The organism is Bacillus sp. es.036 (assembly GCF_002563635.1).
Taxonomy (GTDB): Bacteria; Bacillota; Bacilli; order Bacillales; family Guptibacillaceae; genus Guptibacillus.
On sequence record NZ_PDIZ01000001.1, the window covers coordinates 2557038 to 2571990 of the forward strand.

At 37.2% G+C, this 14953-nt stretch carries 14 protein-coding genes; all 14 read right to left on the minus strand.

Annotation, left to right across the window (positions count from 1 at the left end; translation table 11 throughout):
- Positions 1–464: 464 nt before the first annotated feature.
- The gene (locus ATG70_RS13005) at positions 465–1559 is read right to left on the minus strand and encodes a GerAB/ArcD/ProY family transporter (RefSeq protein ID WP_179886265.1); all 1095 of its coding nucleotides are present in this window, start codon (positions 1557–1559) and stop codon (positions 465–467) included.
- Complete coding sequence (locus tag ATG70_RS22525) at positions 1559–1729, minus strand: hypothetical protein (RefSeq protein ID WP_179886266.1); 171 nt, start codon at positions 1727–1729, stop codon at positions 1559–1561. The genes ATG70_RS13005 and ATG70_RS22525 overlap by 1 nt, the downstream gene beginning before the upstream one ends.
- On the minus strand, positions 1716–2921 hold the full coding sequence (locus ATG70_RS13010) for a Ger(x)C family spore germination protein (RefSeq protein WP_098444714.1): 1206 nt from the start codon (positions 2919–2921) through the stop codon (positions 1716–1718). Before ATG70_RS13010 ends, ATG70_RS22525 begins: the two co-directional genes overlap by 14 nt.
- A gap of 1 nt (position 2922) precedes the next feature.
- Positions 2923–4416: a spore germination protein gene (locus tag ATG70_RS13015; protein WP_179886267.1), complete on the minus strand. Its 1494-nt coding sequence runs from the start codon at positions 4414–4416 to the stop codon at positions 2923–2925.
- Positions 4417–4843: 427 nt separating this feature from the next.
- Positions 4844–5140 carry a hypothetical protein gene (locus tag ATG70_RS13020; protein ID WP_098444716.1) on the minus strand — a complete coding sequence of 99 codons (297 nt, stop codon included), beginning with the start codon at positions 5138–5140 and terminating at the stop codon, positions 4844–4846.
- Positions 5140–5496, minus strand: coding sequence for a hypothetical protein (locus ATG70_RS13025; protein ID WP_098444717.1), 357 nt, complete (start codon positions 5494–5496; stop codon positions 5140–5142). Before ATG70_RS13025 ends, ATG70_RS13020 begins: the two co-directional genes overlap by 1 nt.
- A 49-nt stretch (positions 5497–5545) precedes the next feature.
- Positions 5546–6076, minus strand: a complete 531-nt coding sequence (locus ATG70_RS13030) for a PadR family transcriptional regulator (RefSeq protein ID WP_098444718.1) — start codon at positions 6074–6076, stop codon at positions 5546–5548.
- 119 nt (positions 6077–6195) lie between these two features.
- A complete protein-coding gene (locus ATG70_RS13035) occupies positions 6196–6930 on the minus strand; it encodes an SDR family NAD(P)-dependent oxidoreductase (RefSeq protein ID WP_098444719.1) in 735 nt (244 codons plus the stop codon).
- 72 nt (positions 6931–7002) lie between these two features.
- On the minus strand, positions 7003–8181 hold the full coding sequence (locus ATG70_RS13040) for a Ger(x)C family spore germination protein (RefSeq protein WP_098444720.1): 1179 nt from the start codon (positions 8179–8181) through the stop codon (positions 7003–7005).
- Positions 8178–9644 (minus strand): spore germination protein, encoded by a 1467-nt coding sequence (locus tag ATG70_RS13045; RefSeq protein ID WP_098444721.1) that lies wholly within the window; start codon positions 9642–9644, stop codon positions 8178–8180. The genes ATG70_RS13040 and ATG70_RS13045 overlap by 4 nt, the downstream gene beginning before the upstream one ends.
- A complete protein-coding gene (locus ATG70_RS13050) occupies positions 9641–10720 on the minus strand; it encodes an endospore germination permease (RefSeq protein WP_098444722.1) in 1080 nt (359 codons plus the stop codon). The genes ATG70_RS13045 and ATG70_RS13050 overlap by 4 nt, the downstream gene beginning before the upstream one ends.
- Before the next feature lie 253 nt (positions 10721–10973).
- Entirely contained in the window at positions 10974–12452 is a 1479-nt protein-coding gene (argH, locus tag ATG70_RS13055) for an argininosuccinate lyase (RefSeq protein ID WP_257147691.1), read from the minus strand.
- Between the two features lie 213 nt (positions 12453–12665).
- Positions 12666–13517, minus strand: coding sequence for a DegV family protein (locus ATG70_RS13060; RefSeq protein WP_098444724.1), 852 nt, complete (start codon positions 13515–13517; stop codon positions 12666–12668).
- A gap of 424 nt (positions 13518–13941) precedes the next feature.
- Positions 13942–14628, minus strand: coding sequence for a DUF421 domain-containing protein (locus tag ATG70_RS13065; protein WP_098444725.1), 687 nt, complete (start codon positions 14626–14628; stop codon positions 13942–13944).
- Between the last annotated feature and the right edge of the window lie 325 nt (positions 14629–14953).

The window sequence follows — 14953 nt, forward strand, 5'->3', positions numbered from 1 at the left end:
TTAGGATATGCCTCAATATCTTGAATACTCGAATTTGGGATATTTCTTTGCTTCTGTCTGTTTAAAGCCTTTTAATATTCCACACTAAAAAAGCCCTTGTTTCCAAGGACTCTTGTAACCTGTAGGAGTGAAACATAGTGCAGATCGCCAACCTCTCTCCTGCTGTCATTACCCTAGGACTACAAGTAATAAGTTCTTATGCCCCTTTCGCTTCAACGGCTAATGGCTTGTAGCAAAGGTTTTCAGGGATAACCTTAGTAGGTTAGTTAGATTCCTTGTGACTAGCAGTGTAGAGGTTATTTAGCTTTTCTTACTCTAACTAACATAAATTAATTCAGTAAATCTATGATACAAAGTCATTTGAAGAAAATGAGCCTTTTGGTGATTAAGTCATTTATACGAGTCAGTGTAGTCTCATATATAAACTTATAATGCCTGTAGGATCTATGTGGATCCTGCAGGCATTATGAATTCAAGCTCTTTTGTTTTTTTCTTAACAAACCGATTAGAAAGACTAGAATAATCAAACAGTAAAGAGTAAACCAGTACATCGTCCAGCTCGTGATAACAAAGTTACTGAAGTCCATAACCGTTTTATGAAGGTGATTGCTCATTGCCCAAATCAGAATACCGATAGGGATAAGGTAGGGACGATAAGTTTTGGAACCTGATAAATGCTTCAGACCCATCATAACTACGAGGAAGCATACACAGATTTTGACGAACAACCCGATCATCCAGGCGACGGCAAGTAGGATTTCTACTCTTTCAAAAACAGTGATAAAATTAATATCCCTTAGTACAGAATACGTAGGGTACGTTTCTCTAGCCACTATATAGGTCCCCTCACCTCCAATGATTAAAAAGACCGTGATAACCAATAAGAGACCGCCTGCAGCGATACCAGACAAGTAGGCAAGCATGAGCTTTTCTTTTTTCTTAATGTATTGGAAAAAAGCTCCTATAATTAATACTTCAATGAAAGGATAGCCGAGTGTGGCATATGCGCCTTGGAAAATTGAGGGAGCTCCTACATGAAAGATAGGCTTTAATTCTATGAAGGAGAACTCTCTGGTCATCAAAACAAGAGAAAAAAGCGTGAGAACCATGACAATTGGGAACAATAAATCATTTAATAGAAATAAATTTTTCACGCCTAGAACTGCTGAATACATGACGATGATGATAATGAGTATTTGATATGTCCAGGGGTGTGAGTAGGGAACAACACTGGCTACCATAAAATTACTTAAATTTCTTACGACCATAGCTGCAAGGTGAAGAGCGTAAAATATAATTAATATATTCATCACAGTACCGAACCATTTCCCGGCTGCTCGATTCATCAGCTCAAATAAAGAAGGATAATTGTACTTTTTAAAAAGGAAAAGGTAAAGCATATTTAATACTAGCCCTATAACCAAGGCAAGCAGCATCGATATCCATCCATCCTGTTTAGCTGAAACTACAGTGATGGCAGGTGCCATGAGAATAGAGCTGAAAATCACGAAGTTAACAATGACCATAATTAATTGTCGATTTGTAATTTGAATATTCATCATGGACCCCCGAACATACCGTAGTAAATAGGTTGAAAGACAGCCTTCAGTCCTTTCGTCACAGGAAAAACCGGCTGATCATAAAGATATCCGAACATATAGACGATTGAGAAAAGCCATACGCCAGTGATGATCAGTTTTTCTTTTGGCTTCCGTTTATTCCCCTTCATTATTATCCACTCTCGAACCTGGAGACTCTAGATAGATGTTCACGTCTGTGTCAATCGACATGTTTTCATATAAACTACTCCAGTCGTCCTTCATTTCTTTCCATTCATCGGGTTGGTTCCGGGATAATTGGTTCTTAATCCCGTAGTAATCCAACTGGGATGCCTTAGCGTTTGTAAGCGCAGTTTGTAAATCATTCTCTATATGCTCGTTTACTATAGTTTGCAGCTCTTCAACTCCTTGGTCGGTAGATAGCTTGATGTTGCATGAAAGCCCTTGTAAATTAATTCGCCCATCTAACTGGACGGAATAATTCAATTTTTCATTAACGATCTTCGGTTCTGCTTTTACTTCCATTTCTTTGAGTAAGAAACCAATGGTTCCTTGATCATCGGGGCACTTTACCGTATAGGACATTACATTATCTGACTCTTTGGTAATAATGACCCAGGAAATTGAATCTTTGTAGGAGAGCCAGTCTACTAAAGAATTTTTATCAAATAAAGCAAATCCAGTTAATCGTAAAGCACCTTTGTTTCCTTCAATTTCATTCAAGGATTCTGTATTATTCGAAATGGCTTGTTTATCTACTTTTTCGACCCCCATTACCACTGGGTCTCGGTCATCTCCGTACCGCCATCGGATAAAATCCTCCAGTTTGGTGCCATTTTTGATGCCGAGTTTCCCTCCTCTAACCTTTGTCAGACTTTCTATATTTTTAGTAGACGAGTTATCAAGCGGTGTAAATGTATTCAATATAGTAGTTGCGGTTGTATCTTTAGTAATGAAGAGTAAGTAATTATCCCTGATTTCATAATGGCGTTCAACAAAATCGGAGATTTCCTGAATTCCACGTTTTCTGGCAAATTCTTCACTAACAAGAAGTGAAGAAATATGAGAGAAAAATAGCTTTCTTGATAATAAGCTCCTGGCGTTAAATACGGCCTCAATCATATCTTTACCTTCACTTTCAAATGTATAGCTTTGGGCTTGCCCCGCACTCCCGCCTCCCCCGGATTCCCCTCCAGCTTGAGCCTGAGGGTTTACTGCTTGAAACGTGATTTTCACTGTATCGTTTTCTCCTAGATCTACGCCTATCCCTGTTAAAATCAGCAGCTCGTTCAGTTCTTCCTGCCGGTTGCATCCTCCTAACAAAATAAGAATGACTAATAAGAGGACGGAATAAAACTTCATCTTAAAGCCTCCTCGTTCCTTCTTTTTTACGTTTGCTCCACCAAAAAGGAAACCGTAATAGAGTATCCTTCTGCTTTTTTAAAGAAAAAGGTGCGAAAGGAAACATATAGGGCTGTCCCAGTGATTTTAATGAAACGAGATGGATACAGATAATCATCGTAAAGATAAACATACCGAAAATTCCCGTAGCAGCTGCGAACAGCATCAATATAAAACGAAGCATACGGACAGAACCAGCAATGGAATAATAAGGGGTGGCGAAACTTGATATCGCTGTAAGTGATACAACGATAACGATGGCGGGAGAAACAAGTCCAGCCGAAACTGCAGCTTCTCCAATTACAATAGCACCAACGATCGATACTGCAGGTCCGATTGGCCTCGGCATGCGTAACCCGGCTTCTCTAAGAATTTCAAAAACAGTCTCCATTATCAGTGCTTCTACTAGGGCTGGAAAAGGCAGACCCTCTCTCTGTGCAGCTAAGCTGATTAACAGATCCTTCGGAATCAATTCTTGATGGAAGGTTGTTAACGCAACAAAAGTCGCCGGTAATGCAAAGGCTATCCAAAAAGCAATAAAACGAATGAGACGAAGGAAAGTCGATAAATCAAATCGATTGTAATAATCTTCTGCAGTCTGAAAATAGGTAATAAGAGTAGCAGGGCCGATTAAAGCAAAAGGAGTGCCTTCCATCATAATGGCTAACTTACCTTCTACAAGAGCAGAAGAAACGACATCCGGTCTTTCTGTATCGACCAGGGTAGGGAAAGGCGTATATCCTTTATCTTCAATTAATTCCTCCAGCATTCCCGTTTCGAATACCTCTCGTGCTTTACAGTCATTTATACGTTGACAGGCGATGTTCAGCGCATCTTCATTCACTAACCCTTCGATGTAAGTCACGATCACAGTCGTTTGCGTGACTTCTCCCACGATGAAACTTTTAAATCTTAATTTCGGATTGGTGATTCTTCTTCGTATCAACGTTGAATTAATAGAAAGCGTTTCTACAAACCCTTCTCTGGGGCCTCTTACCATCGTTTGGGAACTTGGTTCTTCAATGCCTCTTGTTTCCCAGCGCTGATCCGAAACCAAATAGGCTTCTGTTCCCTTCTTAACAAACAAAATGACGTTACCTCTCAGGAGGGCCTGCAGCACCTCTGAATATTCAGTTGTCGTTTTAAATTTTTTAGGAATTTGAATGTGTTGTATGAAATCTTTGATTACGTAATCTCTAGAGTAGTCATTCTCTTTAAACCAGTTCATCAGCGGAGGGATCACGTTCAGTTCAATGTCTTCCGTACTGATCAGTCCGTCAATATAACATAAAGCGAAAGCTGTATTTTTAAATGAATATATTTTACTGATAAAATCAAAAGGCTCTCCGAGAGATTGTTTGATTTGATTGATATTCTGTTCCACATCTTTAGAGATGACTAAGCTGTCGTCTGTATGATTAGGAGGGAAGGCGTTTTTCAAGCGGTTCCTTCTCATAGACATTCTCCTGACGCTTTTTTATACATTTTGGTCGAATCAAAAATATTTTATACTTTTTGATCAGACTACATGGAGTTGAAATTTTATATGCTCGATGTGAGCTGACACATGCGGGATCAGTGGGACAGATCTACTGATTTACTCACATACATAAAAAAAGAAACCCAGATGATCTATTAATGTGGTTAGATCACCCGGGTTTTCTTTGAGTATAATTGCGGAATATCTATTTCAAGCGAATCTTCAGTACCAAAATTCACACTAGTATGCTGCAATCTTTGATCTTGATACCACTTGATTCATTATAAATTCCTCAAATCCTCTTTTACAGACTCTATCTGAGTAGAAATGGTTTCTACCTTCACACCCAACTCTTCCCACCGTAATATTCTTTCCTTCACCATTCTTTGTACAACCTGGGGATTTAGCCCCCAGTAACGGACCTTCGCTCAATAAACTTCGATGGGTCACAAATGTTATTCCAGTCTTCTTCTGAAAGCTGGACAACACCGATCCACTCATTTACTTCAGAAAGGCTTACTTCATCCAACTCTTTCTTTTCCTCGTTTGCTTTCTTACTTACGAAGCTGGAAATTTGATGCGCTTTTCGAAATGGCACATCGTAATCTCTGGCAAGGACGTCAGCTAACTCAGTAATTGTAATTGTAATTGTGTTCGTTTTGGCTTGCTCCGCGTGTGCTCCCCAAGTCGACGTTAGCATTAAATTACTCTTTTAAAAATCAAATCATTATTGTCGAGTTGAATGAGTTTAAATAGGCGTTGTTTTTTTATAAAAATAGTTTTATATTTTTTCTTTCCTTCTTCATCAACAAAGAAAAGTATACGTTTAGCATCATCATCTTGAACAATTTTTATGTTAAATTCTTCTACGTTCATTTGATTAGGTATAGCACTAATTTCTTCAAATGAATTTTTATTAATTTGTGATTGGTCTGATGCATTTACATTTCCCATTATTCCTTCATTATTTTCTGTTTTTATCAGGTTTTGACTATTTTCATTATTACAGGCAATTAATAATGAGATGGTTACTATTATGAATATTTTTTTGTCCAATGACCCATCACCTATTTTTATAAAATAGTTTTAAATTACTTCAACTATATTAATCATCTTCATTAGCATGAGCTATTAAGCTTTCAATATGATTAATTACTTCTTGCAAAAAATTCTTATGGGCAATATTTATACTTTTATAATGTTTATGTATTAAGTTTGGTATCTGCATATCATACTTCATTTCAGACTCACTTTTATTATCGAGGTCTGTGATCCAGTCAATAATTAACGGCTTCATTTCAATTAAGTGGGATGGATGTATAAACAAGAGTGCAGGATAAAGTGAGCCAGGATCCATCGACTTTTGTTGAAACACTTCACCTATACTACTCGCAAGGTGATTTGTCCCTTCTTGAGTAATTCGATAAACGGTTCTACTTGGTCTATTATTTACTTCTTCTGTTTTTTGTTCTTCAATCCATTTGTTTGCTTTTAATTTTCGAATCGCATGATAAAGATTACCATCAGTTACAGAAAATAACTGATCCCATTTTTTCTCAATAATTACTTTTTTCATTTCATATGGATGATAAGGTTCTTTATTTAGTAGACCTAGAATGACAATTTGAATAGACATTGAATCACCTCTTCTTTTCCATTCATTATACTACACACTATAATTCACTTATTAAACTTCAAAACTAATTTAAACCTCAAAAAACTGCCCAGTAGTAACCTAGACAGTTTCATCAATAATTATTGAGCTGAATAGCCACCGTCTATAACTAATTCTGCACCGGTTATAAAAGCAGCATCCTCTGAAGCAAGGAATAGCACAGCTTTTGCTACATCTGTAGCTGTACCAAGTTTTTGTAAAGGTGTTGCTGCAATTAGTCTTTCCATTACCACACTCGTATCGTTCAATTTTTCTGTCATTGGAGTTTTAATAACACCTGGAAATACAGCGTTTACCCTTATGCCCTTTCGTCCATATTGTGCACTAGCAGCTTTTGAAATCGATCTTACCGCGCCTTTTGATGCTGTATACGTATTTGTTCCCATTCCAATCATAGCTGTGTAACTAGAAATGTTGACAATAGACCCATATTGCTGTTTAACCATATGCGGAAGAACATGTTTCATTCCAGCAAATGGACCGAAAGAATTTATCCTCATCATCTTATCCCAGTCTTCAATCGTAATATCTTCCATCTGTTTTTCACTTGAAATTCCAGCATTATTTACTAATATATCAATTCTACCGTGCTGAGAAATAACTTCCTCTATCGCTCTTTCCCAATCTTCTTCTGACGCAACATTTAAATATTTGCCTTCTGCAGAATTCGATTGATCAAATTCTTCTAACAGCTCTTTATTAATATCAGCCGCAATCACATAGGCACCTTCTTCTTGAAAAAGCTCTGTCATTCTTTTCCCCATACCTGAAGCTCCACCAGTAATGAACGCAATCTTATTATCTAATTTACCCAATATAATGACCTCCTTTGTTAATGATCATTATACACGTTGTATTACTTTGCGCAAAGTAATACAACTTTATTTCTAGTTCCTATCATCGATCTTTCTGTTCTTAAGCTCGCCTGTATGATTTAGCTTCACATTCACTTGTATGTCTTGTATCGATTTTTTATTTACAATAGAATAATTTTCCTTAATCATCCTTTTCCAATCCTTGTACTCTCTATGGTACAAGTTATACTCCAGTTCTAAAAAGTCCGTATTGTTTTCACGTCCTAATATAAATAACTCTTCTATTTCCTTCTCAATTTTTTCTGCGGTGCGATTTGTTATTTCGGAAATACTCTTATCAGTGCCTTCGTTCCGATTTGTTAGATAACCTTTGACGTCCATCTTCAAATCAAATTGCGTTATTTGATTTGATTTTTTTATTTCTTTTTTCAATGAGACATCGTCAATCACAATTAAGTATTGTGATTGGCCCTCTGATGATATGAGAATTGAAGTACGATCCGTTTCAGGCGTAATCCAACGCAAGCCACTTAAATCTCCCAAATCAAAAAAACCTTTGTATTGATCCTTTGTAAAAAAAAATGCCCCATCATAAGCTATTTTCGGATCATCCTGCATGTTTTTTTTCCATTGGTTTGAATTGATCGTCACTGAGGGGACATAAGTGGTGAAAGTTGGTTCGTAGTATTCTCTTGCTAACCTTTGCAATTTAACTGGCTTAATTAATGAACTTTGCTCATATATACTTGTAGGGTTGTGTAATAATGTGTCGAGAGCGGCTTGATTATAAAAACCAACTGTTGATAAAAGCTCTTTCATATCAGTTTGAGTTCCAAAAACCCAGGGTGTTAACCTAAACTCGTTATATCGAATCATTCCATCGAATATGGTTTCAAAACCTTCTTTCACTGCCCCTTCACCTAAAACAATAGAACTTACATGGGACCATATAATTCGCTCCTGAGCCGTATTATAAACATCGAATAAGGCATCATTGAAAGTCTTACCAGTTGCTTCTGAAACCCATACCTGTGGTTCATTCTCTCCACTACCTTCTGTTTTTGCAATGCTGTTTAAACCCACCATCTGAATATAACAGTGATATTGATCATCAAAATAATCAATACCAATGGCAGTAGCATAGTTTAATTTTTGAACCTCTTTTATGTCTGAACAGCTCGTAAGCAACATTAAAATGACTAACAAAGTAGATATGTTAAATATAGAATCAATCCTATATTTTCGCTTCAAATCTTTCCTCTCCCTTTTTTAAACATAGAAGTACTTAGATCCCTGCGTTTAAATGGATTAATGAGAAGAGCAGACAGAAACTGATTGAAACTTAGCGAAGCAAGAGGTTCAAGGTAAGCCATTTTGAAAGATTCTAATTTGGATAGATAAACAACAATACTGATCGCACTAAGGACAAATCCATAAACTCCTAAATACGAAGATACAAGGAGGATATAAATCCTTAAAATACTTACCGTTCCCGACAATGATTGATTAACTAATGTATAGGAAGCCACGGCTGTAATAGCAACGACAACTAGTAATGTTGGTGAAGCAAGCCCAGCCCGTATTGAAGCATCTCCAATAACTAGTCCTCCAACTATTGCGACAGTTTGTCCTACCGCCTTAGGCATTCTAATACCAGCTTCTTTTAATAATTCAAATAGTCCAAGAATGAAAATAAATTCAAATGTAATTGGAAGCGGTAATCCTTTTCGTCCTTCAACAACCGTTGCTAATAATGTAAAAGGAATTTGATCAATATTAACCGAAGCAATAGCGATCCAAAATCCCGGTAGAAAAACCGCAATGATAAGTCCGATAAATCTAAAAATCCTTTGGAATGCGATAATATGATAAGGAAAATGGACATCTTCTGGAGATTTAATTAACTCAAATAAATTAATAGGACCGATCAGAACCATTGGTGAACCATCAACAATGATAATAAATCTTCCTCGAAACAGACATTCAATCGTAAAGTCTGGACGTGATATGCTGTCATAAAGTGGGAATAAAGAGAAAGTTCGATCTGAAATCCATTGTTCAAGTTGACCACTGCTAATAACACATTCTCCTTCGAAAGAGGAGAGTCGATGACGAGCCTCAGTAATCATTTCCATGTTTGCTTTGTTCTTCAGATATAATAAAGAGACTTTTGTCTTGCTGATGCTACCTAACACAAAAGATTCATTGTATAAGTCTGGTGTTTTAATGCGCTTCCTAATTAAGGAGATATTTGTATGGATTTCTTCTGTAAATCCATCTTTTGGGCCCTTTAATGACACTTCAGCATTTGATTCAGAGGGAGGTCTTTGTGGTATCTTCGCTATATCAACCCCATGAATTGATCCTCTTCCTTCTTTATAAATAAGGAGATAGCCTGAGAATAGACTTTCCACAACCTTGTTCATTTGACTCAAGTAGTGTGTAGGAGGCAAATCGTCTTCCTCGCCGTTACGTCTAAGCATTTTGGATTTATCCATATTATCAAAAATGAGGTTTAAGTAGTCATTTAATTGAACTGTATCTACCATACCTTCACAATAAAAAGCACCAATGCTTGGATTATGTTTATTGGGAAGAAATTGAACATCCGCATAATCCGAAAAAAATACTTTTATATCTGCCAATTTTAGTTTCCCATCAGATAACATATTGTTCAATTCCTCTAATAACTTTTCCTTTGACGTACATTTCATATGGTTGCCCTTCCTTTTTTAAATGGTAAAATACTGATGACAAACAGAGTAATGGTCACGAACAGTCCAAACACTAATGTTCCAGGATAAAAATATTTACCAATAACAATTTGCATCCAATGATCACTTCCTGGAAGAAGCGCAAAAATAATTAATATAGTGGAATAGCTTATAATCATTCCCCATTTTATTTTTTTCGTTGGCCGAATCAAAATATCAAAAAACAAATAAATACATAAGGACACGCGAATAAATGCTCCACTTAACAACTGAAAAACAGCAAGGAAATCAAGATGTGAAATTTGATCACCTAATGCAACAAGACGCCATTGTTCAAAGGCAGGAAACCTAAATGTAGCGGCAACGTGTGGTCCAAATGACGCAATCGCTCCCATTGTCGGACCGATAACAAGACCAACTAAAAGGCTCATTAGAACAACAAGATTAAGAAAACTGAATGATTTATTGATACGATGCTGTAACAATAAAATAATTAACAAATCGATATTACCAGCAAGTACAATGATCGTTCCGTTAATTAAAGTTCCATTACCATTCGTATAAATGGGAAATAAGAGGGAATAGTCTTTAACATGAATTGTAGCAATCGCTACAAAATGCCCCAGCCCCCATACTAAAGGAAGCAGTATAATTGATACATATACTAACGTTTTCAAACTTGAGTAAGCTGCGCATATACAAAGAATAATAAAAGGGGCAATAATTGCCCACATTGGTGTTTGAGGTAGAAAGTAGATTTTCACCGTATTAACAAGGTCACTAAATGAAACGACGCCGATCACCACAATATAGATTAGAAATGAGAAAGATATGATTTCTGATATGTATTTTGAAGTTCTACCTTTCAACCAGATGTATAATTTCTGATGATTCATTCTGTTTGTAATAAAGCTCAATGCCAAAACCCAAATAATTAAAATAAAGTAGGCTATAATAGCACATACCCACGCATCACGTTTCGCGACCTCTAAAAGATGAGGTAATAAAATAACATGGTTTGATATTCCCAAAAACAAAATCAAGAGAATAGAAATTTGCAATCTTGAAAAGTCCATTTATTCATTCCTTTCATCTAGATTAAGTCCATTTATAGCTTCTTCCTTATTTGCAACTTTATTCAGCAACTACTGAGATATAAACTTAAAGTCCACCATTGTTTCTACTTGCTACCTTTTTGCTTATCCCAATTGACTTGAATAAGATTCACTTTGAATTCAAAAAAACCACAGCATATTAGCTGTGGTTTTTACTTTCCAAATTTATTGATTATTTTATGCTCTAACAAGTTAAGAACTAGCTTAAAACTTATTATGAATTTCTTAATTCCTCTTTCACAGACTTGAGCTGTGTAGAATAATTTTCTACCTTCTCACCGAACTCTTCCCAACGCACTTCACGGTCCCGCACCATCCGTTCAACAACTTGCGGATTCGGTCCGCCTGTGATGTTTCTTCTCTCAATAAACTTAGATGGGTCACAAATGTTTTCCCAATCATCTTCTGTAAGCTGCACGTCGCCAATCCACTCATTCACCTCTGAGATGGTCACTTCATACAACTCTTTCTTTGCCTCGTTTGCTTTCCTACTTACGAAGCTGGAAATCTGGTGAGCCTTTCTAAATGGCACATCATAATCTCTAGCAAGTACGTCAGCTAATTCAGTGATTGTAATCATGTTTGTTTTTGCTTGCTTGAGCGCTCGTTCCTTGTTAAACTTCATCGTCGTAATCACAGCTGTTAACAGCTTCGTTACGCGATTGGCTTTATGAAACCCGTTATATAGATGTGGCTGCAAATCATCCTCAGTATCCACAATATCTCCATAAGGCGTATTGTGGATCATTTGAATGACACTTAGTCCTTCGCCAACTGCGCTGCTAGCGAGGGCTCTTGAATGTTCCAATGATACTGGGTTTCTTTTTTGCGGCATAATGCTACTCACCTGCACATAAGCGTCAGAAACTTTTAGTAGGCCTACTTCATTGGATGCCATGCGGAGAAGCTCTTGAATCCACCTGCCCATGTTTGTCAACAGACTAACTAATGTAAGAGCTGTTTCAAGTAAATAGTCTCCTGTACCAATCGCATCATAGGAATTCTCCATCACCTCATCAAACCCTAGTAGCTCGACCATTCGTTCTCGACTGATTGGAAAACCAGTCGTTGTAATGGCTGCTGCGCCCATCGGGGAATGATTGACTGTATGATAAGCTTGCCACAAGCGGTCCACGTCTCTTGATAGATTATCCGATATGGCGAGGAGATAGTGACCAAACGTAGTTGGTTGAGCCGGTTGCGTGTGAGTGTGAGCAGGCATAATTGTATGAACATGCTCCTCAGCTTGTGAAACAAGCGAGCTTCCTAACTTTCTTACATTACTTAAGAGGTCGAGTATATGACCTCGAATCACGATGCGATACATCGCTTCACCCATGTCATTTCGACTTTTCGCGATATGCATCTTGCCTGCTAAATCGTCACCAATTAACTTCGCAACTTCAGCTTCAACAAGGAAAAAGAAATCTTCGTATTCCGGGACATAGTTTAGTAACTTCTTCTCCATCTTTGCCACTTCATTCACGCCGTCCAATATCTTCTTTGCCTCAACATCAGTGATAATTTGTTGTTCCTTCAGCATCGTCGTATGCGCGCGATGAATCATAAACATCGCTTCAAATAAGTAGTCACGCTGGTCTTTAAAAATCGGCTTAAGGAGCTCGTCTACGTAAGTTTTCCCGGGAAAACTAGCACCATCTTCTAACTCAAAATCTTCCTTTCTCATATTCATCGTTTCACCTCAATGTACTAGAACGTATTTTCTGATTTTACTCCAAAGAATGGTATCGTTATTGAATAATGCCAAATTAAAAAGAGCATAACCTAGTTTGGTTATACTCTTTATTAATTATATGTTGTTATGGCCAAATAGCAGCTTGAACAAGATGGATATCACTTAAACCATTGGGCTCATTAAGAATCTTCCCTCTCATTCTAGCTCATACTATTTCTCTAACCCTGCAATACCAAAGCCCCCGGCTCCAGAATGAGTCGATATCATACCGCCCGCTTGGATCCAACGTATATTCTGGAATCCATTTTCTTTGGCGACCTCATCCATCCGCTCCTTAATTTTTTCATCGAGTCCGATCGAATAAATAAAATAAAGCTGCTCTCTATCGATGTTGAATTCGTTTAAGTAATCTCTCAAAAGTTTTTCACTAGCTCCACTCATTTTCCCGCGGTACTTCTTTGTAGACATCAGCTTTCCATCCTTCAACTCGATGCATGGTTTTATTTTCAACAGAGCTCCAATCAGGGAAGCCATATTGCTTACCCGTCCTCCCGCTTTAAGGAAATCAAGGCTGCCTGGGATGAAAGCGAGCCTTGATTTAGGAACGATTGCCTCTATTTTTTCAACTAAGCGCTCCGGTTCCATGTCCGGTTCTTTTTGTAGAAACTTAGCTGCGTACAACACAATCGCAGCTAATCCTCCAGTAACGTTCAATGCATCAATGAGAAAAATGTCTTCAAATTCTTCCGCAGCAATGACGGCATTTTGAAAAGAAGAAGAAGCTTTTGATGTATAACCAATATGTACAATGATGCAATCTGGGAACTTCTCTCTTATAGTCGCAAAAAACTCTTGATACTCATGAGCATTTGTAGAGGTAGTAGAAGGGATTTTCTTCGTGCGTTCGTAATAGTCATAAATATCCTGGACCGGCAATGAACCGTCTAAATAATCCTTACCATCCATAATGATGTGCATGGGAACGACTTGAATATCGTACTTTTCAGCCAAGTCACCCGGTACGTCGGCGCCGCTTTCGGTCGATAAGATAATCCTTCGCATTCTATTTCCCCCTTGGTTATTTTTAGGTCCGTCTACACTTTTCCTGCATTATGCTTTAACTATACAGGAGAAACCGTATTAGCATTGTGATAACTTTTATTTTCCGGACTATTAATGCACAATTTGGGGATTTGAATACGACTGCTAGTGTTGAGGATCTGTGATAACAGGCTTCTATTAACTAAATCTAAAACCACTAAAGTTATATAAAAAAGACCCGATCCTCAAAATGGAGTCAGACCCTTCTGTTATTCAGCTATAAAGAATCGTGAGGGAGATTTCAGTGATGCTTCGCCCATTCATTTTTTGATGACTTACCCAGCATTTCAATATGAAAATAACTCCCAAGCTTCTTTTCCACTGATTCTGCTCGATAACTTTTACTTTAATTTAAAAACCTAAGGTGATGGTCGCTTATCCTTTACTATTTTAATGTTCCGATGTTTCCTTTACCATTGTCTACGGTTAAGGAGTAATCATCGTCTCTTACCGAAGCGTAAAAAATATGCTTTATATTTGAAACCCCAGCTGCTTTGATTTCTTTTAATAACCATTCTTTATCTTTATGAATGAGTACTAAATTTCTATATTGTATTTTCCCCTCAATGACAACTGCAATAGGAAGACCACTATAATCAACATGACAATTTAAAATTTTTGGTGTCACAGGCATGGACTCTTCCTTTGGAAGTACACTTATTTCTCCATTTGGTTCAAGAATAGCGTATTGAATATTGGTCACGTCAGCATAGCCTTTACTTCTTATACTTGATAATAGTTCTGACAAAGAAAAGCGACTTTTTTTCAGATTCATTTTAATTAACTTGCCATGCTTTATTAAAATCGTTGGTTCTCCAATTACAAATCGATTGAGGTGCTTGTAAAGACTTAATTTTGATAGTGATATATGTATGATAATGACAATCGCAATCCCAATTAATGCTTGAGTAATCCCTTCGACTTTGATTGCTTTAATCGCTATGGTTACAATAAAAAATAAGGCTGTTAAATCATGTGGGGTAAATTGAGCTAAGGCTGATTTCCCCATAGATCTTATAACCACAATGGTTACTAAAAACAATATGAGTACTGTTCCGATAAACGAGAGCATAGAGACACCTCTTTATATAAACCAGTTATTATAAAAGGAAACACATCAAATGATTCTACTACTAAAAACACTTTGGGTTTAATACGTCACACTGTTCAATTATTTTTAATGTTAGCTTCCATATATCGTACATGTCTCTCATATTGTTACCATCTTTGTCCACAAACTTTCCATTGTGGACAAAGATTCCCTTTAAAAAAGTTCTCAGGATTATTTTAATGTTGCTTGGAAGACGTTTTCCTGAATTAGACAACGCTACATGGAAAAAGGTGCCTGAGCCTCGATACGCTACTAAACTAACGTATCGGGCTCAGGCACCGAATTC

Excerpts from the sequence above, each read along its gene's own strand:
- ATG70_RS13045 (WP_098444721.1), bottom strand. The coding sequence starts at position 9,644 with ATGAAATGTACGTCAAAGGAAAAGTTATTAGAGGAATTGAACAATATG.
- ATG70_RS22525 (WP_179886266.1), bottom strand. The coding sequence starts at position 1,729 with ATGAAGGGGAATAAACGGAAGCCAAAAGAAAAACTGATCATCACTGGC.
- ATG70_RS13060 (WP_098444724.1), bottom strand. The coding sequence starts at position 13,517 with ATGCGAAGGATTATCTTATCGACCGAAAGCGGCGCCGACGTACCGGGT.
- ATG70_RS13020 (WP_098444716.1), bottom strand. The coding sequence starts at position 5,140 with ATGCTAACGTCGACTTGGGGAGCACACGCGGAGCAAGCCAAAACGAAC.
- ATG70_RS13065 (WP_098444725.1), bottom strand. The coding sequence starts at position 14,628 with ATGCTCTCGTTTATCGGAACAGTACTCATATTGTTTTTAGTAACCATT.
- ATG70_RS13030 (WP_098444718.1), bottom strand. The coding sequence starts at position 6,076 with ATGTCTATTCAAATTGTCATTCTAGGTCTACTAAATAAAGAACCTTAT.
- argH (WP_257147691.1), bottom strand. The coding sequence starts at position 12,452 with ATGAATATGAGAAAGGAAGATTTTGAGTTAGAAGATGGTGCTAGTTTT.
- ATG70_RS13015 (WP_179886267.1), bottom strand. The coding sequence starts at position 4,416 with ATGAGAAGGAACCGCTTGAAAAACGCCTTCCCTCCTAATCATACAGAC.
- ATG70_RS13010 (WP_098444714.1), bottom strand. The coding sequence starts at position 2,921 with ATGAAGTTTTATTCCGTCCTCTTATTAGTCATTCTTATTTTGTTAGGA.
- ATG70_RS13005 (WP_179886265.1), bottom strand. The coding sequence starts at position 1,559 with ATGAATATTCAAATTACAAATCGACAATTAATTATGGTCATTGTTAAC.
- ATG70_RS13050 (WP_098444722.1), bottom strand. The coding sequence starts at position 10,720 with ATGGACTTTTCAAGATTGCAAATTTCTATTCTCTTGATTTTGTTTTTG.